A 22,548-nucleotide genomic window follows, 5' to 3' on the forward strand; every position below is an offset into this window, starting at 1 on the left:
CATCCGCTCATCCGCCGGAGGCCCAAGCAAGCGCTTAGAAACTGCGGCCAGGGTCACACAGCGATCCCCGTGACCTTCGCCATACGTACGGGTAACTTCCCAAGGAGCCCCGCACATCACACCGTACGAACTCCCACCCGCCACCCGACCACCGCCCCTCAACGAGGCGCTACGCGCCGCCCCTTCTTGCCTGGAGCCGTGATGCCCGAAGCCGTCATCGTCTCGACCGCCCGCTCCCCCATCGGCCGCGCCGTCAAGGGCTCCCTCAAGGACCTGCGCCCCGACGACCTCACCGCCACGATCATCCAGGCCGCCCTCGCCAAGATCCCCGAGCTGGACCCGAAGCTCATCGAGGACCTGATGCTCGGCTGCGGCCTCCCCGGCGGCGAGCAGGGTTACAACCTCGGCCGGATCGTCGCCGTACAGATGGGCATGGACCACCTGCCGGGCTGCACGATCACCCGTTACTGTTCCTCGTCGTTGCAGACCAGCCGCATGGCCCTGCACGCCATCAAGGCCGGCGAGGGCGACGTCTTCATCTCGGCCGGCGTCGAGATGGTCTCCCGTTACGCCAAGGGCAGCTCGGACGGCCTCCCGGGCACCACGAACCCCCTGTTCGACGAGGCACAGGCGCGCACCGTCGCCACCGCCACGTCCGAGGGCTCCACCTGGCACGACCCGCGCGAGGACGGCCTGCTCCCCGACCCGTACATCGCGATGGGCCAGACCGCGGAGAACCTCGCCCGGATCAAGGGCGTCACCCGCCAGGACATGGACGAGTTCGGCGTCCGCTCGCAGAACCTCGCTGAGGAAGCCATCAAGAACGGCTTCTGGGAGCGCGAGATCACCCCGGTCACGCTGCCCGACGGCACGGTCGTCTCGAAGGACGACGGCCCGCGCGCCGGCGTCACCCTGGAGGGCGTCTCCGGCCTGAAGCCGGTGTTCCGCCCCGACGGCCTGGTCACGGCCGGCAACTGCTGCCCGCTGAACGACGGCGCCGCCGCGGTCGTCATCATGAGCGACACGAAGGCCCGCGAGCTGGGCCTGACCCCGCTGGCCCGGATCGTGTCGACCGGCGTCTCCGGCCTCTCCCCCGAGATCATGGGCCTCGGCCCGGTCGAGGCGTCGAAGCAGGCGCTGGGCCGCGCCGGTCTCACCGTCGACGACATCGACCTGTTCGAGATCAACGAGGCGTTCGCCGCCCAGGTGATCCCGTCCTACCGCGACCTGAACATCCCCCTGGAGAAGCTGAACGTGAACGGCGGCGCGATCGCGGTCGGCCACCCCTTCGGCATGACCGGCGCCCGCATCACCGGCACGCTGATCAACTCCCTCCAGTTCCACGACAAGCAGTTCGGTCTGGAGACGATGTGCGTCGGCGGCGGCCAGGGCATGGCGATGGTCATCGAACGCCTCAGTTGACCAACTCCCCGTAATCGCGCGGGAACTTTGCGTCACCTTTTGGCCCGGAACCCAGTAACCACCTGGGTTCTGGGCCGATTTGTGATCCAATCTCCCCCAGGATGTGACCTATCTCCCTTCGAAGAGGGATTTTCCCAGGTCAGGACCGTTTCACCACCAAACATCGGGCCCAAAGTCCTGCCCGTTTCGTGACGTTACGCACTGACAGCTGGTTAGTCCGCCCTTCAAGCTGATGTAGGAAGTCGGGGGTCGACTTTGAACCGGGAGTACGTCAGTGAGCGCCATGCCGATCGCTTTGCTGCTCACCACGGCCGCCACAGGCGCCGTGGGCGTCGCCGTCCTGCGCACCCTCTTGGTGCTCCGTCGCCAGGTAGCAGCCCTGCACACCGAACTCGCCGAGGGCCGGGCCGCCGCCGTACGGCCGCTCGTGCCCGCCGCCCGCACCCACACCGACGCGGATGAGATACGCGCCGCGGTGGCCGAGGCGCTGGCCGAGGAGCGGGAGCGGGAACTCGCCGAGGCGCGGGCCTTCTGGGCCGCCCAGGAGTCCCGCGACACCGAGGTGCCGACCCTGCTGGGTCTGCCCGACAGCGAGCTGTTCCTGCCCCGCCAGAGCGACTTCGTGGGCCTCGAACCGCTGGAGCCGGTCACCGAGCTCTCCGCCGACGCCGACGAGTTCGCCGGCGAGTCCCCCGAACTGGCCGCGGCCCGCCGCCGCCACCCGTCCCACCCGGACTTCGTCCCGGCCCAGTCACCCGTGGCGAACGACCACGAACGCACGGTGGCGACGCTGGAGGAGCTGGCCGAGGCCGCCGTAGAACTGGCCGACGTCCGCCCCGGCCCCCTGGGCACCCTCGACGTCTACGTCTTCGTCGACGGCACCACCCTCTGCATGACCCCGGGCCACCGCGAAACCGCCGAACGCCTCGCAGCGGCCCTCCGCGCGGGCGAAACCCCGTTCCTCCTGGGCGGCTCCGGAATCTCGGGCGCCTACACGCTGACCTTCGCGTGTGGCGAGGAGAACGTGTACATCCTGGCGGACAGGGTCATAGCGTCCCTCTGATTTTTCGGGGCGCTTCGGTTCGTCTTCGAGTGCGGCCGAGTGGGGGCTGGTCGCGCAGTTCCCCGCGCCCCTAAAAGAACACGGCGGGCCTGCGTTTCTAGTCTTTAGGGGCGCGGGGCTGTGTCGATTTGCGGCTCCGCCGCGCGGGCGCGACCAGCCACAACGCACCCGCAGCCGCCAACGCACCTCAGACCCCCGCCCTCTTCTGCGCCTCCGCAACCAACCCCACCGCCTGCTCGACCTCGGCGTCGTTCACCAGCACAACCGCCAAGTCATGCACAGCCACGGTGATTTGATCCGCCGCAGCGAACATCCCCGCATCCGGCATCTCCCGAGGCACCCCCAAGGGATCCTCAACCCGCTGCGCCCACAGGGCAAACTCCCTGGCCAGCCCCAAAGCCTCAGCGGCAGCGCCCCGTTGCAGACGACTCTGCGGCGCAGCCCTGAGCCGGTCCGCAAAGTGATCCACCGCTTGAGTCAACCGCGTCGTATCCACCACGCCGCGAGACTACGCGCCGTACCGGGACTGTTGCCAACGGGCGAACGCTCAGGCACGGTGACCTGAAGGACCGGCTTACACCCCATGCGTCCGGAGGCGCCGATGTCCCAAGTGTTCTCCCAGGAGACCCACCGCAACATGCTCGCCCGCATCCCCCACTGCACCGGTCGTGAAGTGTCCGACTGGCTGCGCACCGTCGACGAAGGCCCCGCCCTCTTCCGCTTCGAGGAGAAGGTCAGCTGGCTCCGCGCCGAGCACGACCTCGCGTACGGCCACGCCAAGGCGATCATTCACGAGTACGACCTGAGGAGGGCCGCGCGCAAACTGCTCTAGGCGCGCACCACAGACCGACCCATCACGGACATGACGAAGGGCCCCGGGAACGAACCCGGGGCCCTTTCGCGCAAGCGGGCGGAACTACCGCCGTACCGCCGCTAGTTGTTGCTGTTGAGGATCGAGATGAGTCGCAGGAACTCCATGTAGATCCACACCAGCGTCAGCGTGAGCCCGAAAGCCGCGAGCCACGCCTCTTCCTTCGGGGCGCCGTAGGCGATCCCGTCCTCGACCTGCTTGAAGTCCAGGGCGAGGAAGCACGCGCCGAGGATGATGCCGACGACACCGAAGAAGATGCCGAGCGGGCCGCTGCGGAAGCCGAGGCCGTCACCGCCGCCGAACACCGCGAACAGCAGGTTCACCGCCATCAGCAGCACGAAGCCGAGCGCGGCCGCCATCACGAAGCCGTAGAAACGGCGGTTCACGCGGATCCAGCCCGCGCGGTACGCGATGAGCACACCGGCGAAGACCGCCATCGTGCCGATCACGGCCTGCATGGCCGCGCCGCTCGCGATGCGGTTGTCGACGACGCTGGAGATGACGCCGAGGAAGACGCCTTCCAGTGCGGCGTACGACAGGATCAGCGCCGGGACGGGCTTGCGCTTGAAGGACTGGACGAACGCCAGCACCATCGCGATCAGCGCGGAGCCGATGGCGATGCCGTACGAACGGTTGATGTTGGCGTCGTCGACTGGGAGCAGCGCCCAGGCGATTGCGGCCGTCACGATCAGCGTGCCGAGGGTGGTGCCGGTGCGCAGGACGACGTCGTCCATGGTCATCCGGCCGGTGGTGGCCGGGGCCTGGGGCGGTGCACCCTGCTGAAGGTCCTGCTGGGCGTACGGGTTCTGCGCGTACGGGTTACCGCCCGCGTAGGGGTTGCCCTGCGTCCCCACGGCGGGGCCCCCGGCCTGCGGCGCGGTGTTGAAGCCCGCGTAGCCGTTGTCGCGGCTGAACCCCCGTCGCGAGAAGACCGGGTTTCTGCTCCTCATTTCACTCCTCCATGGCCGCCTCGCGCGGCCTTGGGCTCAAGAGTAATAGGTAGGCAAAGGATTGACCCTACCTCTTGGGGAGGATCTTCCCCTCGTCCTGCCAAGGTACGCGGTCGATCGCACGCCGTGCGAACACTGGTACCAACCCGTGACGCCCCCCTTAGAGCCCCCTTATCCGCGCTCGTCTCCCCGCACATCTCCCTGTTCATCGAAAGGGAACCCGGTGTACGCCTCGGCAAGATCCGTCTCGGCCGCCCGCGAGGTCGCGATCCGCTCCAGCCGGGCCAGCTGGAGCCGCCCCTCGAAGGGCGTCGCGTCGGGCGCGCGGTGCAGGAGGCTCGTCATGTCGTAGGAGAACCGCTCGGCCTGCCACACCCGCCGCAGACAGGTGGCGGAGTACGCGTCGAGCCGCTCCTCGCTCCCTGTCTCCTTCTTGTACGTCAGCGCCCTCGCGAAGGTGACGACGTCGCCGACGGCGAGGTTGAGCCCCTTGGCCCCGGTCGGCGGGACGATGTGCGCGGCGTCCCCGGCGAGGAAGAGCCGCCCGTACCGCATGGGCTCATGGACGTACGACCGCATGGGGGTGACGGACTTCTGGGTGATGGGACCGCGCTCCAGCCGCCACCCGTCCTCGGTCTCGAACCGTCGCTCCAGTTCCCCCCAGATGTCGTCGTCGCTCCACTTCTCGGCGTCCGCGCCCTCCTCCACCTGGAGGTAGAGACGGGAGACGGACGGGGAGCGCATGGAGAGGAGGGCGAAGCCGCGCTCATGGCGGGCGTAGACGAGCTCGTCGTGGGAGGGCGCGACGTCGGCGAGGATGCCGAGCCAGGCGTAGGGGTACGACCGTTCGAAGACGCGGGTGAGTTCGGCGGGGATGGCGTTGCGGGCGACGCCCCAGAACCCGTCGCACCCGACGACGTAGTCGCAGTCGAGGACGTCCTCGCGGCCCGCGTGCCGGAAGCGGACGCGGGGGTGGTCGGTGTCCGCGCCCTCCACCTCCAAGGCCTCCGCCTCGAACAACAGCGGTCCGCCGTCCGCGAGTTGAAGGGCGATCAGGTCCTTGCACACCTCGGTCTGCGCGTAGACCGTGACGCTACGGCCGCCGGTGAGGGCCGGGAAGTCGACGCGGTGCCGCTTCCGGTCGAACCGCAGCTCGATCCCGTCGTGCCGCAGCCCTTCCCGGTCCAGCCGCTCACCGGCGCCGGCCGCCCGCAGCACGTCGACGGTCCCCTGCTCCAGGATCCCGGCCCGCTGCCGGTGCTCGACGTACTCCCGGTCCCGGCTCTCCAGCACGACCGAGTCGATCCCGGCGTTGTGCAGCAACCGGGCGAGGAGGAGCCCGGCAGGGCCGGCTCCGATGATGCCGACGGTGGTACGCATCGGGGGTTCCCTTCGAGGGTGTGCCGTTCGGTGGCGGTCGTTCCCGTTTGATCGGTCGTTCCCGCTCGATCGATGTTCGCCTGGTGAAATTCTCTTCACCTCATCGATGCGCCTCAAGTCTCCGACCGCACGGGTCACCTGTCAACGGTCGAGAAGGGGGCGGCGAGGGCTGCCGAGGGGGATGCCGCGGAAACTCACCGTTCCCGCTAGTCACACTCAGTAACCGCGATGGTGCCCGGAGCCGGACTTGAACCGGCACGCCCGCGAAGGGGCAGCGAGGTTTAAGCTCGCCGTGTCTGCATTCCACCATCCGGGCAGGCCGTGGGCTCCGCATCGAGGTCACGAGCCTATCGGGACGCGCGTCCCCAACAGCGGGCAGGCGGACCGATGTTGTCTTATTTTATTGATGTCTGAGGGTTCATCAGACCACTGAATGAGCCATCAGCACTTGCCAACAGCCTTGCGTGCGATCTGGGGGCTCGTATGCGGAATGACGGAATTTCACCGCCCGAACGAGGGTGCTCCACCGGTTCTTGACGGGATCGTTCACAGAGCCGGGTCCAGGGGCTCTCTCGGCGGGCGTCTTGGAGGGTGTCTTGGCTGCCGTCTCGGGGGTGGTCCTCATCCCCAGGTATGACACCGCTGAGCGCAGTCCGACTGAAGGCTGCCCCCGGAACCGGAACAGCGGCTGACTACACGGCGCGGTGGGGCCGAGAGGATGGGTGGCGTATCCAGCAATACCGTCGTCCCGACAGGAGCGCCCTCCGTGACCACCACCCCCATCGCCGAACGGACCACCTCCGTGGCCGCGCGCGCCACGGATCTTTCCAAGATCTACGGACAGGGCGAGACCCAGGTGGTCGCCCTCGACCAGGTCTCGATCGCCTTCCGGCAGGCCGAGTTCACCGCGATCATGGGCCCCTCGGGCTCGGGCAAGTCCACGCTGATGCACTGTGTGGCCGGCCTGGACACCTTCTCGTCCGGTTCCGTGCGCATCGGTGACACCGAGCTGGGCTCCCTGAAGGACAAGCAGCTCACCAAGTTGCGCCGGGACAAGATCGGTTTCATCTTCCAGGCGTTCAACCTGCTGCCGACGCTGACGGCCCTGGAGAACATCACGCTCCCGATGGACATAGCGGGCCGCAAGCCGGACAAGCAGTGGCTGGACTCGGTGATCACGATGATCGGCCTCGCCGACCGGCTCAAGCACCGGCCCTCCCAGCTCTCCGGCGGCCAGCAGCAACGCGTCGCCGTGGCAAGGGCGTTGGCCTCCCGCCCCGACATCATCTTCGGCGACGAGCCGACCGGAAACCTCGACTCGCGCTCCGGCGCCGAGGTGCTGGGCTTTCTCCGCAACTCCGTACGGGAGTTGGGGCAGACGGTGGTCATGGTCACCCACGACCCGGTGGCGGCGGCGTACGCGGACCGGGTGGTGTTCCTCGCGGACGGCCGCATCGTCGACGAGGTCTACGAGCCGACGGCGGACTCGGTGCTCGACCGCATGCTGCGTCTTTCTGGGGGAACCCCCCAGACCCCCTGAGTTCGACGCGAAGGGCCGCACCAGCTGACCAGTTCCGGTGTGTCACCTGATGGCCCATCAATTCGCCGCCCAGGCCATCGACTTCAGCACCCGGACAGCCGCCTTCGCCGCCCCGGCACCCGGCTTCACCGCCGGGGCGCCCAGCCTCACCGCCCGGGCAACTGACTTCGCAACCCCAGCACCCAACTCCACCGCCCTGGCCGCGATTTCAGAGCCCCGGCCGCCGACCTCACCGCCGAGGCCATCAACTCCGCTGCCCCGGCGCCGACTTCACCGCCCCGGCCAGCCCCTCGTAGACCTGGACTGAGACAACCCATGTTCCGTACCGCCTTGCGCAACGTACTCGCGCACAAGGCCCGGCTCCTCATGACCGTGCTCGCCGTGATGCTCGGCGTCGCGTTCGTGTCGGGGACCCTGGTCTTCACCAACACCATCTCGAACGCCTTCCAGAACAGCTCGGCCAAGGGCTTCGACCAGGTCGACGTCGCCGTGAAGGCCAAGTACCAGGACGACAAGGGCGACACGGTCGGCAAGACACCCGAGCTGACCCAGGCCATGCTCGACACCAGCGCCAAGGTGCCGGGGGCCGCGTCCGCGACCGGGGTCGTCAACGGCTTCACCGCCATCGCCGACAAGAAGGGCAAGCTCATCGGCGGCGGCTTCCAGTCCGAGGGCGGGAATTATTGGGGTGGCAAGGACGCCCGCTATCCCCTCAGGTCCGGTACGGCACCGCACGGTTCGGGCGAAGTGGCCATCGACTCCGAGACCGCCAAGCGTGCCGGGTACAAGGTCGGCGACACTGTGCGCATCTCGGTCGACGGCCCGGTACTGACCTCGAAGATCACCGGCATCTTCACCACCGACGACGGCAATGTCGCCGCCGGCGGCAGCCTCGCCCTCTTCGACACCGCAACCGCGCAGAAGCTGTTCGGCAAAGCGGGGACGTACGACGAGATCGATGTGAAGGCCGCGGCCGGGACCAGTCAGGCCGCGCTGAAGACGCAGCTGGACAGCGCCCTGCCGAAGGGCCTCACCGAGACCACCACCGCCAAGAAGCTCGCCGACGACCAGGCCGAGATGATCGCCTCGTCGATGAGCGGGCTGAAGTCGGGGCTGCTGGTCTTCGCGGGCATCGCGCTCTTCGTCGGTACGTTCATCATCGCCAACACCTTCACCATGCTGGTCGCCCAACGCACCAAGGAACTGGCCCTGTTGCGCGCGGTCGGCGCCTCGCGCCGGCAGGTCACGCGGTCGGTGCTGCTTGAGGCGTTCGTGGTCGGCGCGGTCGCCGCGGTGGCCGGTCTGCTCGCCGGTATCGGCATCGGCGCCGGGCTGCGCGCCCTGATGGGCACGATCGGCGCGACCGTCCCGGACGGCCCGCTGATCATCACCTCGGGCACGGTGCTGAGCGCCCTCGCGGTCGGCATCCTCATCACCATGCTCGCCGCCTGGCTGCCCGGTCGCCGGGCCGCGAAGATCCCGCCGGTCGCCGCGATGAGCAGCCTGCACGCGACCGCCACCACCAAGTCCCTGGTGCTGCGCAACACGCTGGGCGCGCTGTTCTCCGGCGCGGGCATCGCCGTCGTCATCGCGGCCACCTCGATGAGCGGTTCGGACGGTCAGGCACCCATGGGTGTGGGTGCCGTACTCCTGATCATCGGTGTGTTCATCCTGACCCCGCTGCTGTCCCGCCCGCTGATCGCGGCCTCCGCCCCGGTCCTGCGGATCTTCGGGATCTCCGGCAAGCTGGCCCGCCAGAACTCGGTGCGCAACCCGCGCCGTACGGCCGCCACCGCCTCCGCGCTGATGATCGGCCTGACCCTCATCACCGGCATGACGGTGATGGCGGGCAGCCTCCAGCAGGCGATCGACAAGATGGCCTCGTCCGCGATCAGCGCCGACTACATCGTCTCGATGGCGAACGGCAACCAGCTCTCCCCGGACGTCGACAAGACCCTCACCACCACCTCCGGCATCACCGCCAGCAGCCCGCTGCGCAACGCCCCTTCGCGCATCGACGGCAAGACCGAGTTCCTGACGGGCGTCAACGGCTCCGCGATCGGCAAGCTCACCGACCTCAAGGTCGACAGCGGCACCTTCAAGGTCGCGGGCACGCAGGTCGTCGTGGACGACGACACCGCCAAGTCCTATGGCTGGAAGGCCGGTTCGACCTTCACCACGCACTACGAGGACGGCAAGGCGCAGCAGCTCACCGTCTCCGCGGTCTACGAGGGCAACGCGCTGATCCGCGGCATCATGCTCGACAACGCGACGCTCGCCCCGCACCAGACCGACCCGGCCGACATGCAGATCCTGGTCAAGACCGCTGACGGGGCGTCGAGTGCGACGAAGGACAAGCTGGAGAAGGCCCTCGGCTCCAACCCGGCGGTCAAGGTCCAGGACAAGAAGGACCTCTCCGACAGCATCGCGCAGGTCTTCACCCTGATCCTCAACATGGTCTACGGCCTGCTCGCCATGGCGGTGATCGTCGCGGTGCTCGGGGTCATCAACACCCTTGCCATGTCGGTCTTCGAGCGCTCCCAGGAGATCGGGATGCTGCGCGCGATCGGCCTCGACCGCAAGGGCATCAAGCGGATGGTCCGCCTGGAGTCCCTGGTGATCTCGCTCTTCGGCGGGGTGCTCGGCATCGGACTGGGCGTGTTCTTCGGCTGGGCGGCCGGTGAGTTGATCGGCTCGAAGATGGCGACCTACGAACTGGTCATCCCCTGGGCCCGGATGGCGCTCTTCCTGCTCCTCGCGGGCACGGTCGGCGTCCTGGCGGCGCTGTGGCCGGCCCGGCGCGCGGCCAAGCTGAACATGCTGTCGGCCATCAAGTCCGAGTAGCGGCAGCGGAGTTGACCCGAAGAAAAGAGGGCAAGGGCCCCGTTCCGGAGCGGAACGGGGCCCTTCCTGTTGCCCGGTCGCCCGGGAGGTGCGGTCAGTTCCAGGTGCGGGTCCGCAACGGCACCCCGGAATCACCGGAGTCGGGGGTCCGGACCGCCAACACCTGGTTGACCCCTATGCGGTTGCGCTCGAAGCCGAGCGCGGAGGCCGCCATGTAGAGACGCCACACACGGGCCCGCCCGGCGCCGACGATCCCGACCGCGCGCCGCCATTCGGCCTCCAGGTTGGCGACCCAGCGGCGCAGGGTGAGCGCGTAGTGCTCGCGGATCGCCTCGACGTCCCGCACCTCGAACCCGGCACTCTCCAGCTGGGTCACGGTGGTGCCGATGGGGGCGAGTTCACCGTCGGGGAAGACGTACGCGTCGATGAACTCGTCGATGTCGTACGCCGATTCGTCCTGCCAGGGGCGGCGGGCGATCTGGTGGTTCAGCAGCCGCCCGCCCGGTCTGAGCAGTGCGAAGAGGTCCCTGGCGTACTCCAAGTACCGCTCGCTGCCCACGTGTTCGGCCATGCCGACGGAGGAGATGGCGTCGTAGGGCCCGTCGGTGACGTCACGGTAGTCCTGCACGCGGATCTCGACCTTGTCGGTGAGCCCCTCCTCGGCGACGCGCTTACGGGCGTAGGCCGCCTGCTCCTGCGAGAGGGTCACGCCGACGACGCTCACGCCGTACTCGCGGGCCGCGTGGATCGCCATCGAACCCCAGCCGCAGCCGACGTCGAGCAGGCGCTGCCCCGGCGTCAACTCCAACTTTTGGCAGATGAGTTCGAGCTTGTCGCGCTGTGCGTCCTCCAACGTGCCGTCCGGGGAGTCCCAGTAGGCGCACGAGTAGACCATCGAGGGGCCGAGGACGATCTCGTAGAAGCTGTTGCCGACGTCGTAGTGGTGGCTGATGGCGCGTTTGTCGGTGCGTTTGGTGTGGAGGTGGGCGCGGCTGCGGCGGACCTCCTCCGGGGGCGGTGCGGGCGGCAGCGGGAGCCCGCCGAGCTTCACCAGTCCGCGTACGGCGGACCGTACCTCGGGGTCGCGCAGGGCCTGGGTGAGGGTGCGGGCGTCGTCGCCGCGCTCCCACACGAGGGCGGACATCCGGTCGAGCCCGGCGTACAGGTCGCCCTCGATGTCCAGGTCCCCGGCGACCCAGGCGCGTGCCATGCCCAGTTCGCCGGGCTTCCACAGGAGTCGGCGCAGGGCACGGCGGTTGCGTACGACCAAGGTCGGCGCATCGGGCGGCCCTGCCTCGGAACCGTCCCAGGCGCGGATGCGCACCGGGACAGGGGTCCCCAGTAGCTGTTCGAAGAGGGATTTGAGCCGCAGCGCGGCATCAGCCATGGCGCACACCTCCGTGACGCGGATCCCGGAATTGTCCATCACTACGTAAACACCAGCCAGGCCCGCACGCAGTCCTGCTTGAGCGTTACGAGTAGGCAAAATGCGTGTAGCGGCCATGAAGGTGACACGTGCAGCACGCCGAAGGGGCCGCCCGCACCACGGATGGCGGACGGCCCCTTCGGGCGTAACAGGTACTACGGGGTACTACGGGTCCTAGCAGGCACTACGGGTACTACGGGTACTACGGGTACTACGGGTCAGCGGTGACCGGAGGTGGTCAGGAGGCCTTGGCCTTCTCCTCGGTCTTCGCGGCGGCGGCCGGAGCCGGTGCCGGCTTGGCGGCCTCGTAGAACTCCTCGCGGGGGTTCTCCATGGCGCCGAGCGAGACGACCTCGCGCTTGAGGAACATCGCGAGGGTCCAGTCGGCGAAGACGCGGATCTTGCGGTTCCAGGTCGGCATGGCCAGACCGTGGTAGCCGCGGTGCATGTACCAGGCGAGACGGCCCTTGACCTTGATCTTCACCTTGCCCATGACGATCATCGCGACGCCCTTGTGCAGGCCGAGACCGGCGACCGCACCCTTGTTGGCGTGCGAGTACTCCTTCTGCGGGAAGCCCCGCATACCGGAGATCACGTTGTCGCCGAGGACCTTCGCCTGGCGCAGCGCGTGCTGGGCGTTCGGCGGGCACCAGGCGTTCTCGACGCCGGCCTTGCGGCTGGCGATGTCGGGGACCTGGGCGTTGTCGCCGGCGGCCCAGACGTAGTCGGTGCCGGTGACCTGGAGGGTCGGCTGGGCGTCGACGTGACCGCGCGGGCCGAGCGGGAGGCCGAAGCGGGAGAGAACGGGGTTCGGCTTGACGCCGGCCGTCCACACGATCGTGTTGGAGTCGACCTCGAGGCCGTTCTTCAGCACGACGTGGCCGTCGACGCAGGAGTCCATCGAGGTCGAGAGGTAGATCTCGATCCCGCGGCTCTCCAGGTGCTCCTTGCCGTAGAGGCCGAGCTTGGGGCCGACCTCCGGGAGGATCTTGTCGGCGGCGTCGACGAGGACGAAGCGCATGTCCTCACGGGAGACGTTGTTGTAGTACTTGGCCGCGTCCCGGGCCATGTCCTCGACCTCGCCGATGGTCTCCGCACCGGCGAAACCGCCGCCGACGAAGACGAAGGTGAGCGCCTTGCGGCGGATCTCCTCGTCGGTGGTGGAGTCGGCCTTGTCGAGCTGCTCAAGGACGTGGTTGCGCAGACCGATGGACTCCTCGATGCCCTTCATGCCGATGCCCTGCTCGGCGAGGCCGGGGATCGGGAAGGTGCGGGAGACCGCGCCCATCGCGATGACGAGGTAGTCGAAAGGCAGCTCGTACGCCTCACCCACGAGGGGGGCGATCGTGGCGACCTTGCGGTCCTGGTCGATGGTGGTGACCCGGCCGGTGAGGACCTCCGCCTTCGGCAGCACGCGTCGCAACGGGACGACGACGTGCCGAGGGGAGATGCTGCCGGCGGCGGCTTCGGGGAGGAAGGGCTGGTAGGTCATGTACGACCGGGGGTCGACGACCGTGACGGTCGCCTCGCCGTAGCGCATCTTCTTGAGAATGCGCCGAGCTGCGTACAGGCCTACGTACCCACCGCCTACTACGAGGATCCTGGGACGCTCCGTGGTGCTCATGGCATCGAGTATCCACCTGCCCCAGGGGGGTCGCTCGTGCGCCCCTTCACAAGCTTGCACGGGGGCTGTGTTATCCTCCGCGACTCGCATGATCCAGGTCGCTCCGCGGGCGGGGAACCGCGGGTCGGTTCGCCCCGTTGTCAAGGCCGCGTGAGCTGCCATTCTGCCTCGCCGAACCCCCTGGACCACACCTCCGCGACACCCTCCCGAAACTCCCCCGAATCACTCCCGCACCACCCCGCCGAACACGCTCCCAGCCCTGCCGAGACCCCGGAAGGGCCAACCGGACCACTCCGGTCGTCCAACGGGACAGAATTCCTTGTGAAGAACTTCACGAACTTTCTTACGGACGCGTTCTGAAGGGGGTCCGCGAGCGCCCCTGCAACCGCTCATACGTTATATGGGCTGCTCAGGAGTTTAGTACCGGGCGGTAACAATTCAGGGTGCCGGGGGTCCGCCATGACGGGTTCTCCCCATACTCAGAAGCATGGCCGTCTACGACACGCTCGGCACGACCTATGCCAGAACCCGGCGCCCGGACACCCGCATCGCCGCGCGGATCCACGCGGCCCTCGGGGACGCCACGGACGTGATCAACGTGGGCGCAGGCACGGGCTCCTACGAACCGGCGCGGACGATCCTGGCCGTAGAACCCAGCCGGATCATGCTCGCCCAGCGTCCGCACGGGGCCGCGCCCGCCGTGTGCGCGGTCGCCGAACGCCTCCCGCTGCGCGACGACGCCGCGGACGCGGTCATGGCCCTGCTGACCGTCCACCACTGGAGCGACCTCGCGGCCGGCATCGCGGAGCTCCGCCGGGTCGCCCGCCGCCGTGTCCTCGTCCTGACCTGGGACCAGCAGGTCTACCGCGAGCGGTTCTGGCTCGTGCGCGACTACCTCCCCCAGGCCGCCGCCCACGACGACACCCGCGCCGTGGCGACCGAACGGCTGGCCGCGCTGCTGGGCGGGGCGCGGGTGGAGACCGTCCCGGTCCCGCACGACTGCACGGACGGATTCGGCGCGGCGTACTGGCGCCGCCCCGACGCCTACCTCGACCCACAGGTGCGCGCCGGCATCTCCATGCTCGCCCAGACCGGTGAGGACGCCCTCGCGCCTGGCCTGGCGGCGCTCGCCGACGACCTCACGTCGGGCCGCTGGCACGCCCGGTACGCCGACCTGCTCGCTCGCGACACCGTCGACGTCGGCTACCGGCTTCTGGTGGCGGACTTCTGACCCGCGCGTACATCAACTGACCCACATGTGCGCCAACGGCATTGGATCCAGGGCGAGTCGGGAATGAAGCCGCTGCGGCCGCACGTTGGCGCCCCATGGCGTCCTCACCGACCACGCCGACCACCATGCGCGCCGTCCAGCTCTCCGCTCCAGGCCCCGTGGAGAACCTGCGTTTGACCACCCTCCCGCTGCCGCCCGAGCGGGACGGCTGGGTGCGTGTCCGCGTCGAGGCGTTCGGCCTCAACCGCTCGGAGCTGAAGCTGCGGCTGGGGGTGAGCGAGGGCGTCAGCTTCCCCCGGGTGCCGGGCATCGAGGCCACCGGCACGGTCGACGCGGCGCCGACGGGCAGTGGACTGACCCCCGGCCAGAAGGTCGTAGCGATGATGGGCGACATGGGGCGGACCTACGACGGCGGGTACGCCGAGTACACGTCGGTGCCGCTCGCCCAGGTCATCCCCGTCGACACCGACCTGCCCTGGGAGATGCTGGGCGCCCTCCCGGAGATGGTGCAGACCGCGTACGGCTCACTCACCGTCGGCCTGGACCTGCAACCCGGCCAGACCGTGCTGATCCGTGGCGGCACGTCCTCGGTGGGCCTGGCGGCAGCGGCGTTGGCGACCTGGCGCGGAGCGACGGTGCTGTCCACGACCCGCCGCCCCGACCGCCTGCCCCTGCTGAAGGAGCGGGGCGTCGACCACCCTCTCCTAGACACCGGCGAAGTCGCCCCCGCCGTACGCGAGTTGTACCCGTCCGGCGTCGACGCCGCCCTCGACCTCGTCGGCACCCCGACCCTCCCCGACACCCTGCGCGCGGTACGCGTCCACGGCACGGCCTGCTTCGGCGGCAGCCTCTCCAACCAGTGGACGGTGCGCGACTTCTCCCCGAACGAGTACCTGCCGAGGGGAGTTCGCCTCGCGGGCTACTTCGGCGACGCGTCCGACCTGTCTCCGGCGGTGTTCCAGGAGATCCTCGACGCGGTCACCGCCGGTCAACTCGCCTTCCCTGTCGACCGGGTGTACGACGGGCTGGAGCAAGTACCGCGGGCTCACGAGGACATGGAGCATGACCGGGCCACGGGGAAGTTGGTGGTGCGGGTCCGGCATCGGGACGCCCTCTAACACTGCGGGACGAGTCGAGCCCGGTCGAAGCGCATGGCGGTGAGGTCCTCGGGGCGGATCAGCCAGCACAGGGCGCCCGCGTCGCCCCACATCATCTTCGCGTCGTCGTCGCTGTCGAACTGAGCGAGGAGGAACCAGCGTTCGGCCTCCCGGTCGAGAGACGGGTCGCCCCAGGGACGGCCGGGGCCGAGTTCCACGTCCGCGATCTCGTACTCCACCGGGCCCTAGTTGGCGCCCTCGGCCCCCTCCGCCGCCTTGAACGCGATCCCGTCCAGGATGTCGTGTTCGCTCACCACGACCTCCGTCGCCCCGACCCGCTCCATGATCGAGAGGAGTACGAGGGCGCCCGCGCCGATGACGTCGACGCGGCCCGGGTGCATGGAGGGGATGGCGGCGCGTTCGGCGTGGGTGGAGGCCAGGAGGGACTCCGTGATCTCGCGGACGCGGTCGTAGGAGACGCGGGAGTGGTGGATGGCGTCCGTGTCGTACTCGGGGAGGTTCTGGGCGATCGCCGAGACCGTGGTGACCGAGCCGGCCAGGCCCACCAGGGTGCGGGCCTCGCGGAGCGGGACCGTCTGTTCGGCGAGGTCGAGGGCCGCCTCGATGTCCGCGCGCATCGCCGTGATCTGGTCCGGGGTGGGCGGGTCGGTGACCTTGCCGTCGCGGACCAGGTGGCGCTCGGTCATGCGGACGCAGCCGATGTTCACGGAGCGGGCGGCGCGGACGGCGTCGTCGCCGACCACGAACTCCGTGGAGCCGCCGCCGATGTCCACGACCAGGTAAGGCTTGGCGAGGGCCAGGTCGTCGCGGCCGGTCAGTTCCGCTGTCGCGCCGGTGAAGGAGAGTTCCGCCTCCTCGTCACCCGTGATCACCTCTGGTTCGACGCCGAGGATGTCCAGGACTCCGCGGACGAAGTCGTCGCGGTTCGAGGCGTCGCGGGAGGCCGACGTGGCGACGAAACGGAGGCGTTCGGCGCCGAGTTCCTTGATGATCGCCGCGTAGTCGCGGCAGGCCGCGAAGGTGCGCTCCAGGGCCTCGGGGGCGAGGCGGCCGGTCTTGTCCACGCCCTGGCCGAGCCGGACGATCGTCATCCGCCGGTCCAGGTCCACGAGTTGACCCGTCGCCGGGTTCACGTCGGCCACGAGGAGGCGGATCGAGTTCGTACCGCAGTCGACGGCGGCGACGCGGGTCACTGGTCGTCCGCCTTCGCCTCGACGGGCTTCTCGACGGGCGTCTCGGTGGACTTCTCGACGGGCTTGAACGCGAAGAAGCCCTTGCCGTCCTCGGTCGTCTCCGTCTGCCAGCCCTCGCCGGTCGGCGGCACCCCGGGCACCGTCACGCACGGGCCCTTGGCCCACCACTCCGGCAGCATCGCGAGCGCCTCGTCGCCGAGCGGGTTGACGCCCGGGCCCGCGGCCAGGGAGTGGCCCACCAGGACGTGCAGGCACTTCACGCGGTCCGGCATGCCGCCCGCGCTCGGGAAGCCCTCCAGGACCTCGATGGCGTCGCGGCGCGCGATGTAGTCCTCGTGCGCGGCGCGGTACGCGGCGGCCAGTTCCGGGTCCGTCTGCAGCCGCTCCGTCATCTCCTTCATCACGCCGTTCGCCTCAAGGGTGCCGATCGCCGAAGCCGCGCGCGGGCACGTGAGGTAGTACGTCGTCGGGAAGGGGGTGCCGTCGGGGAGGCGGGGGGCCGTCTCCACCACGTCCGGCTGTCCGCACGGGCAACGGTGTGCGATCGCGCGCAGCCCGCGCGGCGGACGCCCGAGCTGCTGCTTGAAGGCCTCGACGTCCGCGTCGGTGGGCTCGGTGCGCGGAGTGGACGGCGGGGGCTTTTCCATGCCGGTACGAAGATCTCTCTGTCAGTTCGGTGTCACTGGTCGGAGGCGTCGGACTTGTCCACGCCGTCCCAGACGTTCGAGTACCACGGGCGGTCGGCCGCCCCCAGTTCCGCGCGCGACTGCTTCGCCGCGTCCGGGTCGATCACGATGTAGCCGGTCTCCCCCGGCATCACATAGTGCAGTCGCTGCCGGATCTGCTGCTCCGCGTACGAGTCGTCCTGCCAGCGTGCCTTGAGGTCGCGGAGCTGCTCGACGCGCTGCCGCGCCTGTTCCTGCTGCCGCTGGAGATCGGAGATCTCGGCGCGCTGGGAGACGTACTGCCTTATCGGGTACGCCAGCGCCACGATCAGCGAGCACAGCACCAGGGCGAGGAGGGCCGCCCGGCCGGTGAGCCGGGAGCGGCGAGCCTGCCGCTTGGTCTGGGAGCGGTAGACACGGGCCGCCGTCTGCTCGCCGAGCAGCTTGAGCCTGGTCGCGGTGGAGAACCGGTCCCGGTCCTTCACGGCCATGTCCCGCCTCCCCTTCACACGTACGTACGTCCCCGCACACGGTACGGGACCGGGTGCGGGGACGTACGTACGACTGGCTAGCGCTTAGCCCTGTACGGCTCAGCCCTTGCTGTGCCCATGGTCCGCAGAGCGGACGAGGGGGAAGGCTCAGCCCTTGAAACGCGGGAAAGCGGAACGGCCCGCGTACTCCGCCGCGTCATCGAGGATCTCCTCGATGCGGAGCAGCTGGTTGTACTTGGCGACGCGGTCCGAGCGGGCCGGGGCGCCGGTCTTGATCTGGCCGCAGTTCACCGCGACCGCGAGGTCGGCGATGGTGGTGTCCTCGGTCTCGCCGGAGCGGTGGGACATCATGCACTTGAAGCCGTTGCGCTGGGCCATCTCGACGGCGTCCAGGGTCTCGGTCAGCGAGCCGATCTGGTTCACCTTGACGAGCAGGGCGTTGGCCGTGCCCTCCTCGATGCCGCGGGCGAGGCGCTCCGGGTTGGTGACGAAGAGGTCGTCGCCGACGATCTGGACCTTGTCGCCGATGCGGTCGGTGATGACCTTCCAGCCGGCCCAGTCGTCCTCGTACAGCGGGTCCTCGATGGAGACGAGCGGGTACGCGGAGACGAGCTCCTCGTAGTACTCGGTCATCTCGGCGGCCGAGCGGGACTTGCCCTCGAACTCGTACTTGCCGTCCTTGTAGAACTCGGACGCGGCGACGTCGAGCGCGAGCCCGATCTGCTCGCCGGGGATGTAACCGGCCTGCTTGATGGCCTCGATGATGAGGTCGAGCGCGGCGCGGTTGGACTCCAGGTTCGGGGCGAAGCCGCCCTCGTCGCCGAGGCCGGTGGACAGGCCCTTGGTCTTCAGCACCTTCTTGAGGGTGTGGTAGACCTCGGCGCCCCAGCGCAGCGCCTCGGAGAAGGACTCCGCGCCGATCGGGGCGATCATGAACTCCTGGATGTCCACGTTCGAGTCGGCGTGCGAGCCGCCGTTCAGGATGTTCATCATCGGAACGGGCAGCAGGTGCGCGTTCGGACCGCCCAGGTAGCGGAAGAGCGGGAGGTCGCTGGCCTCGGCGGCGGCGTGGGCGACGGCCAGGGAGACGCCGAGGATGGCGTTGGCGCCGAGCGCACCCTTGTTGTCGGTGGCGTCCAGGTCGAACATCGCCTGGTCGATCAGGCGCTGCTCGGTGGCGTCGTAGCCGACCAGCTCCGGGCCGATCTGGTCCATGACGGCGAGGACGGCCTTCTCCACGCCCTTCCCGCCGTAGCGGTTGGGGTCACCGTCGCGCAGCTCGATGGCCTCGAAGGCACCCGTGGAGGCGCCGGACGGAACGGCGGCACGACCCGAGCTGCCGTCGTCGAGGCCGACCTCGACCTCGACCGTGGGGTTGCCTCGGGAGTCCAGGATTTCCCGGGCTACGACGACGTCGATGGACGGCACGAGCATCTCCTTCTTGGGATCTGACGCGACTGCGGCAACACCGCAGCGGCTCTGCGAGACGAGCCTAACCGGCTCGGGGCGATTGGCCATCCGGTCGGCCGCCTGATGGACAGAACCGAGAGTAAATTGTTTCCGAACGGAACAAAGAGTTCGGTAAAAATGCGCGCGGCTTGCAGAAGCGGGGCACAAAAAAGCCCCGCTCCGGTGCGTACGGGGGAACACGCACCGGAGCGGGGAGCCCGTGGGGGACGGGGGTGACCCTCACGAGGTCTCCATGATGGACACCACGGATGTGAGGGCACTGTGGTTCAGCTACGAGCCCGATATGTCACCCGGGATCGGTTTCGCGACGTCACTTCAGGTGGAGCTGCTGGCCCGGGAAGATGAAGTCGGCGTCGTCGATGATGTCCTTGTTCAGCTTGAACAGCTGCTGCCAGCCGCCCTTCACCTTGTGCTTCTCGGCGATGGAGCTGAGGGTGTCGCCCTTGACGACCTTGTACTCGCCGTCGCCCTTCTTGACCTTCTTGCCGGTCGGGGTGGAGACGGTCTTCTTGGCGGCCGGGCGCTCGGCGGAGCGGGAGGCGGTGGTGTCGCTCGTGGAGCGCTCGGTGGTGCTCTTGGAGGAGCTGGAGCTGCTCGAGCCGCTCGACGAGCTGGAGCTGCCGCCGGAGTAGGAGGCGCTGGAGAGGCCGGTGCCACAGGTGGGCCAGGCGCCCTTGCCCTGGGCTGCGAGAACCTTCTCGGCGACGGCGATCTGCTGGGACTTGGAGGCCTGGTTCGCGGTGGAGGCGTAGGCGGTGCCGCCGTACGCGGCCCACGTCGAGGCGGAGAACTGCAGACCGCCGTAGTAGCCGTTACCGGTGTTGATGGACCAGTTGCCGCCGGACTCGCAGCTGGCGACCGTGTCCCACTCGGACGCGGTGGCGGCGGAGGCGCTGCCGGTCGCCATGAGCGGGGCGGCTATCGCGACACCGGTGACGCCGGCGAGCGTGGCGACGCGGGTGGCCTTGGACGGACGGCGGTGCTTGCCCTTGCTGGAAAACAGCATGGAAAATCCCAATCCCCTCACCGACGCCTACGAGGTGAGCTGTCGGGTTCGGGCCGTGTGAGTTGCCCGGCCGTGCTCGTACGTCTCGTACGCGGCACGACTTAACCCCAAGCCGGTTCCGGTCGTCTCTCAACTCCCGGGCCCGGCGCTTACCTTGGGTCCCCCGCTCCTGCCTACGGCGCTTGACGCGACGACTGTTCCCGGAGGCCGCTGGCAGGACTCGGCGTGTGCGGCAACCGGGGCTCGTGGTGACGAGCGGCCTTGACCGTAGACACGGAATCCACGGAATTTCAAAGACGATCAGGCCTTCTGAGACTCATCCCACACTTTGATCAAACCGGACATTCCCGAGCGAAGCGTGACGCGAACTCCCGCTGCTCTCTTGCTACTTTTCGTCCGCTTCCGTACCGACATCCAAGGTCTGACCGGCGGCGATCTGGGTCGGATCGGCGCCTATCACCTTTTTGTTCTCGGCGTAGAGCGCACGCCATCCGCCGTCGTAGCCAAGGGAGTCGGCGATGGACGCGAGGGAGTCGCCGGCGCGGACGGTGTACGTCTGCGGCGACACGCTCTCCTCGGCACTGGCCCCGCGGTGCTTGCCGGTGCTCTGCTGCGTGGTCTGCTGGTCGCCCTGCTGATCGTCGGACTCTCCGAGCGCACCGGTGTCGACGAGGCTCCACTTGGCCACCGCCTGGGCCGAGTTGTCCGATTCATCGAGTTTCGGGGAGGCGGTGACCGAGCCGTCGCTCACCGAAGGAGTGGTGGACTTGTCGGACTTGGAAGAGTTGTCCGACGCGGAGGGCGAGGGGCTGCTCGACGAGTCGCCGCCGGAGGAGTCGGACGAATTCGAGTCCGTGGTGCCAGAGTTGGACAACCCGGAAGAAGCGGACGATCCAGCCGAGTCGGAAGAGCCCGAGGAGTCGGAGCCGGAGCCGGAGTCGGAGGAGTCCGTCGGGGTGCCCGAGGGCGAGTCGCTCGCGACGCCCGTGTCGACGTTCGTCGAACCCGAGGTCGTGGTGAGGCCGGAGACCAGCGCGCAGGTCAGCCAAGGGGAGGTGCCCTTGTCGTCGAGGAGCTTCTCGGCGACGGCTATCTGCTGGGAGCGGCTGGCCAGGTCGGCGGTCGGGGCGTAGTCGAGGCCGCCGTACTTGTCCCACTCGTCCTCGGACAGCTGCAACCCGCCGTACTGGCCGTTGCCGCTGTTCTCGCTCCAGGAGCCACCGCTCTCGCAGTTGGCCACCTTGTCCCAGGTGGTGCCGTCGGCGGCGTTCGCGGCGGCGGCACCGAGGAGGGGGATGGCGATGGCCGAGCCGGTCACGCCGGCCGCGACGAGGATTGCCGGAGCCTGACGGGGGCGACGGTGACGACCGTTCCCGGAGAGCATGCGGAGGCCTTTCGCGTGACAGCGGGGGAGCGCGCGGCGGACGGGGGTGGGGGTGATGCGGGTCGCCGCGCTGGTACGTGAACGTACCCACAGTCGATCACTTGTCACAAGTTAATGCCACGGAGATCACGTGAAGATCACAGAGTTGAAGAACTGTCACTTTCAGGTTTAGGGGGTCGGATTGCCTGCTCGGCGGCCGTGCGCCTACGGGGTCTGACCGCCTGTTCAGCGTCGCTCCGGGGTGAACTCCACGGGCAGGGTGCGCAGTCCGCGCATGATGAGGCCGCCGCGCCAGCGCAAGTCGGCTGGATCTCCGGCGAGTTGCAGGTCGGGGAGGCGGGTGAGGAGCGTGGCGAGCGCGGTCTGGCCCTCCAGGCGGGCGAGCGGGGCGCCGACACAGTAGTGGATGCCGTGGCCGTAGCCGAGGTGTTGATTGTCACGCCGCCCGAGATCGAGGACGTCGGGATCGGCGAACCGTTCCGGATCGCGGTCCGCGGCGGCCAGTACGACCAGCACGGGGTCGCCGGCCGCGATGTCCTGCCCGCCGAGGGTGAGGGGGCGGGTGGCGAAGCGCCAGGTGGCGAGCTCCACCGGGCCGTCGTAGCGCAGGAGTTCCTCTACGCCGGTTTCGAGGAGGTCGCTCTCCCCCGCGGCCAGGGACTTCTCCAGGCGGGCACGCTGCTCGGGGTGGGTGAGGAGGGCGTAGGTCCCGTTGCCGATGAGATTGACGGTCGTCTCGAACCCGGCGAACAGCAGGATGAAGGCCATCGCCGCGGCCTCGTTCTCGGTGAGGTGCTCGCCGTGGTCGGAGGCGCGGATGAGGCCGGAGAGGAGGTCTTCGCCGGGGGTGGGGGTGGGGGTGCCGGAGGG

General features: G+C 68.9%; 20 protein-coding genes, 1 tRNA gene, 1 pseudogene and 1 riboswitch. Of the genes and pseudogenes, 8 read left to right on the top strand and 14 right to left on the bottom strand.

Features of this window, described 5'->3' with window-relative positions; all coding sequences use genetic code 11:
- Positions 1-201 precede the first annotated feature (201 nt).
- Together SPR02S_RS47055 and SPR02S_RS47060 are read left to right on the top strand one after the other, a co-directional pair.
- Positions 202-1,422 carry an acetyl-CoA C-acetyltransferase gene (locus tag SPR02S_RS47055; RefSeq protein WP_019064020.1) on the top strand — a complete coding sequence of 407 codons (1,221 nt, stop codon included), beginning with the start codon at positions 202-204 and terminating at the stop codon, positions 1,420-1,422.
- A gap of 283 nt (positions 1,423-1,705) precedes the next feature.
- Positions 1,706-2,485 carry a hypothetical protein gene (locus SPR02S_RS47060; RefSeq protein ID WP_019064021.1) on the top strand — a complete coding sequence of 260 codons (780 nt, stop codon included), beginning with the start codon at positions 1,706-1,708 and terminating at the stop codon, positions 2,483-2,485.
- A 187-nt stretch (positions 2,486-2,672) separates the two neighbouring features.
- Here the strand turns inward: SPR02S_RS47060 and SPR02S_RS47065 are convergent, their stop codons facing one another.
- Positions 2,673-2,984, bottom strand: coding sequence for a hypothetical protein (locus SPR02S_RS47065; RefSeq protein WP_174447605.1), 312 nt, complete (start codon positions 2,982-2,984; stop codon positions 2,673-2,675).
- Positions 2,985-3,086: 102 nt separating this feature from the next.
- Here SPR02S_RS47065 and SPR02S_RS47070 point away from each other — a divergent pair, with 102 nt between their 5' ends.
- Positions 3,087-3,317 (top strand): DUF4287 domain-containing protein, encoded by a 231-nt coding sequence (locus SPR02S_RS47070; protein ID WP_026151524.1) that lies wholly within the window; start codon positions 3,087-3,089, stop codon positions 3,315-3,317.
- Between the two features lie 101 nt (positions 3,318-3,418).
- On the opposite strand, the gene SPR02S_RS47075 is transcribed toward SPR02S_RS47070, so the two are convergent.
- The 3 genes from SPR02S_RS47075 to SPR02S_RS47085 form a co-directional block, all read right to left on the bottom strand.
- Positions 3,419-4,306: a Bax inhibitor-1/YccA family protein gene (locus SPR02S_RS47075; protein ID WP_019064024.1), complete on the bottom strand. Its 888-nt coding sequence runs from the start codon at positions 4,304-4,306 to the stop codon at positions 3,419-3,421.
- A gap of 171 nt (positions 4,307-4,477) precedes the next feature.
- Positions 4,478-5,686, bottom strand: coding sequence for a 4-hydroxybenzoate 3-monooxygenase (locus SPR02S_RS57990; protein ID WP_019064025.1), 1,209 nt, complete (start codon positions 5,684-5,686; stop codon positions 4,478-4,480).
- Positions 5,687-5,915: 229 nt separating this feature from the next.
- A tRNA-Leu gene (locus tag SPR02S_RS47085) sits at positions 5,916-6,002 on the bottom strand.
- A 450-nt stretch (positions 6,003-6,452) separates the two neighbouring features.
- Between SPR02S_RS47085 and SPR02S_RS47090 the strand changes: the two are divergent.
- The 3 genes and pseudogenes from SPR02S_RS47090 (at position 6,453) to SPR02S_RS47095 (ending at position 10,070) form a co-directional block, all read left to right on the top strand.
- Positions 6,453-7,254, top strand: a pseudogene (locus tag SPR02S_RS47090) (ATP-binding cassette domain-containing protein).
- A 21-nt stretch (positions 7,255-7,275) separates the two neighbouring features.
- Positions 7,276-7,533 carry a hypothetical protein gene (locus tag SPR02S_RS63645; RefSeq protein ID WP_158697993.1) on the top strand — a complete coding sequence of 86 codons (258 nt, stop codon included), beginning with the start codon at positions 7,276-7,278 and terminating at the stop codon, positions 7,531-7,533.
- A gap of 8 nt (positions 7,534-7,541) precedes the next feature.
- The gene (locus SPR02S_RS47095) at positions 7,542-10,070 is read left to right on the top strand and encodes an ABC transporter permease (RefSeq protein WP_019064027.1); all 2,529 of its coding nucleotides are present in this window, start codon (positions 7,542-7,544) and stop codon (positions 10,068-10,070) included.
- A gap of 94 nt (positions 10,071-10,164) precedes the next feature.
- On the opposite strand, the gene SPR02S_RS47100 is transcribed toward SPR02S_RS47095, so the two are convergent.
- Both SPR02S_RS47100 and SPR02S_RS47105 read right to left on the bottom strand, forming a co-directional pair.
- On the bottom strand, positions 10,165-11,457 hold the full coding sequence (locus SPR02S_RS47100) for a class I SAM-dependent methyltransferase (protein WP_026151525.1): 1,293 nt from the start codon (positions 11,455-11,457) through the stop codon (positions 10,165-10,167).
- Positions 11,458-11,734: 277 nt separating this feature from the next.
- Positions 11,735-13,120 carry an NAD(P)/FAD-dependent oxidoreductase gene (locus SPR02S_RS47105; protein ID WP_019064029.1) on the bottom strand — a complete coding sequence of 462 codons (1,386 nt, stop codon included), beginning with the start codon at positions 13,118-13,120 and terminating at the stop codon, positions 11,735-11,737.
- Between the two features lie 487 nt (positions 13,121-13,607).
- Here SPR02S_RS47105 and SPR02S_RS47110 point away from each other — a divergent pair, with 487 nt between their 5' ends.
- Complete coding sequence (locus SPR02S_RS47110; protein ID WP_019064030.1) at positions 13,608-14,351, top strand: methyltransferase domain-containing protein; 744 nt, start codon at positions 13,608-13,610, stop codon at positions 14,349-14,351.
- A gap of 95 nt (positions 14,352-14,446) precedes the next feature.
- Complete coding sequence (locus tag SPR02S_RS47115) at positions 14,447-15,469, top strand: zinc-binding dehydrogenase (protein WP_019064031.1); 1,023 nt, start codon at positions 14,447-14,449, stop codon at positions 15,467-15,469.
- On the opposite strand, the gene SPR02S_RS47120 is transcribed toward SPR02S_RS47115, so the two are convergent.
- From SPR02S_RS47120 to SPR02S_RS47155, 8 genes are all read right to left on the bottom strand, one after another.
- A complete protein-coding gene (locus SPR02S_RS47120; RefSeq protein ID WP_019064032.1) occupies positions 15,466-15,687 on the bottom strand; it encodes a DUF1963 domain-containing protein in 222 nt (73 codons plus the stop codon). The genes SPR02S_RS47115 and SPR02S_RS47120 overlap by 4 nt on opposite strands.
- A gap of 6 nt (positions 15,688-15,693) precedes the next feature.
- Positions 15,694-16,662: a Ppx/GppA phosphatase family protein gene (locus SPR02S_RS47125; protein WP_019064033.1), complete on the bottom strand. Its 969-nt coding sequence runs from the start codon at positions 16,660-16,662 to the stop codon at positions 15,694-15,696.
- Positions 16,659-17,309, bottom strand: coding sequence for a DUF501 domain-containing protein (locus tag SPR02S_RS47130; protein ID WP_019064034.1), 651 nt, complete (start codon positions 17,307-17,309; stop codon positions 16,659-16,661). The genes SPR02S_RS47125 and SPR02S_RS47130 overlap by 4 nt, the downstream gene beginning before the upstream one ends.
- Before the next feature lie 32 nt (positions 17,310-17,341).
- Complete coding sequence (locus SPR02S_RS47135) at positions 17,342-17,818, bottom strand: FtsB family cell division protein (protein WP_019064035.1); 477 nt, start codon at positions 17,816-17,818, stop codon at positions 17,342-17,344.
- Positions 17,819-17,965: 147 nt separating this feature from the next.
- Entirely contained in the window at positions 17,966-19,252 is a 1,287-nt protein-coding gene (gene eno, locus SPR02S_RS47140) for a phosphopyruvate hydratase (protein WP_019064036.1), read from the bottom strand.
- 346 nt (positions 19,253-19,598) lie between these two features.
- Positions 19,599-20,294, bottom strand: coding sequence for a LysM peptidoglycan-binding domain-containing protein (locus SPR02S_RS47145; protein ID WP_019064037.1), 696 nt, complete (start codon positions 20,292-20,294; stop codon positions 19,599-19,601).
- 9 nt (positions 20,295-20,303) lie between these two features.
- Positions 20,304-20,485, bottom strand: a riboswitch (cyclic di-AMP (ydaO/yuaA leader).
- A gap of 194 nt (positions 20,486-20,679) precedes the next feature.
- Positions 20,680-21,678, bottom strand: a complete 999-nt coding sequence (locus tag SPR02S_RS47150; protein ID WP_019064038.1) for a LysM peptidoglycan-binding domain-containing protein — start codon at positions 21,676-21,678, stop codon at positions 20,680-20,682.
- 225 nt (positions 21,679-21,903) lie between these two features.
- The coding region (locus SPR02S_RS47155) for a cytochrome P450 (RefSeq protein ID WP_019064039.1) at positions 21,904-22,548 on the bottom strand (645 nt) is incomplete at its 5' end.

Origin of the sequence: Streptomyces prunicolor NBRC 13075 (assembly GCF_000367365.1) — a bacterium.
GTDB classification, from domain to species: domain Bacteria; phylum Actinomycetota; class Actinomycetes; order Streptomycetales; family Streptomycetaceae; genus Streptomyces; species Streptomyces prunicolor.

Excerpts from the sequence above, each read along its gene's own strand:
- SPR02S_RS47055 (WP_019064020.1), top strand. The coding sequence starts at position 202 with ATGCCCGAAGCCGTCATCGTCTCGACCGCCCGCTCCCCCATCGGCCGC.
- SPR02S_RS47060 (WP_019064021.1), top strand. The coding sequence starts at position 1,706 with ATGCCGATCGCTTTGCTGCTCACCACGGCCGCCACAGGCGCCGTGGGC.
- SPR02S_RS47070 (WP_026151524.1), top strand. The coding sequence starts at position 3,087 with ATGTCCCAAGTGTTCTCCCAGGAGACCCACCGCAACATGCTCGCCCGC.
- SPR02S_RS47075 (WP_019064024.1), bottom strand. The coding sequence starts at position 4,306 with ATGAGGAGCAGAAACCCGGTCTTCTCGCGACGGGGGTTCAGCCGCGAC.
- SPR02S_RS57990 (WP_019064025.1), bottom strand. The coding sequence starts at position 5,686 with ATGCGTACCACCGTCGGCATCATCGGAGCCGGCCCTGCCGGGCTCCTC.
- SPR02S_RS63645 (WP_158697993.1), top strand. The coding sequence starts at position 7,276 with ATGGCCCATCAATTCGCCGCCCAGGCCATCGACTTCAGCACCCGGACA.
- SPR02S_RS47095 (WP_019064027.1), top strand. The coding sequence starts at position 7,542 with ATGTTCCGTACCGCCTTGCGCAACGTACTCGCGCACAAGGCCCGGCTC.
- SPR02S_RS47100 (WP_026151525.1), bottom strand. The coding sequence starts at position 11,457 with ATGGCTGATGCCGCGCTGCGGCTCAAATCCCTCTTCGAACAGCTACTG.
- SPR02S_RS47105 (WP_019064029.1), bottom strand. The coding sequence starts at position 13,120 with ATGAGCACCACGGAGCGTCCCAGGATCCTCGTAGTAGGCGGTGGGTAC.
- SPR02S_RS47110 (WP_019064030.1), top strand. The coding sequence starts at position 13,608 with ATGGCCGTCTACGACACGCTCGGCACGACCTATGCCAGAACCCGGCGC.
- SPR02S_RS47115 (WP_019064031.1), top strand. The coding sequence starts at position 14,447 with ATGGCGTCCTCACCGACCACGCCGACCACCATGCGCGCCGTCCAGCTC.
- SPR02S_RS47130 (WP_019064034.1), bottom strand. The coding sequence starts at position 17,309 with ATGGAAAAGCCCCCGCCGTCCACTCCGCGCACCGAGCCCACCGACGCG.
- SPR02S_RS47135 (WP_019064035.1), bottom strand. The coding sequence starts at position 17,818 with ATGGCCGTGAAGGACCGGGACCGGTTCTCCACCGCGACCAGGCTCAAG.
- eno (WP_019064036.1), bottom strand. The coding sequence starts at position 19,252 with ATGCTCGTGCCGTCCATCGACGTCGTCGTAGCCCGGGAAATCCTGGAC.
- SPR02S_RS47145 (WP_019064037.1), bottom strand. The coding sequence starts at position 20,294 with ATGCTGTTTTCCAGCAAGGGCAAGCACCGCCGTCCGTCCAAGGCCACC.
- SPR02S_RS47150 (WP_019064038.1), bottom strand. The coding sequence starts at position 21,678 with ATGCTCTCCGGGAACGGTCGTCACCGTCGCCCCCGTCAGGCTCCGGCA.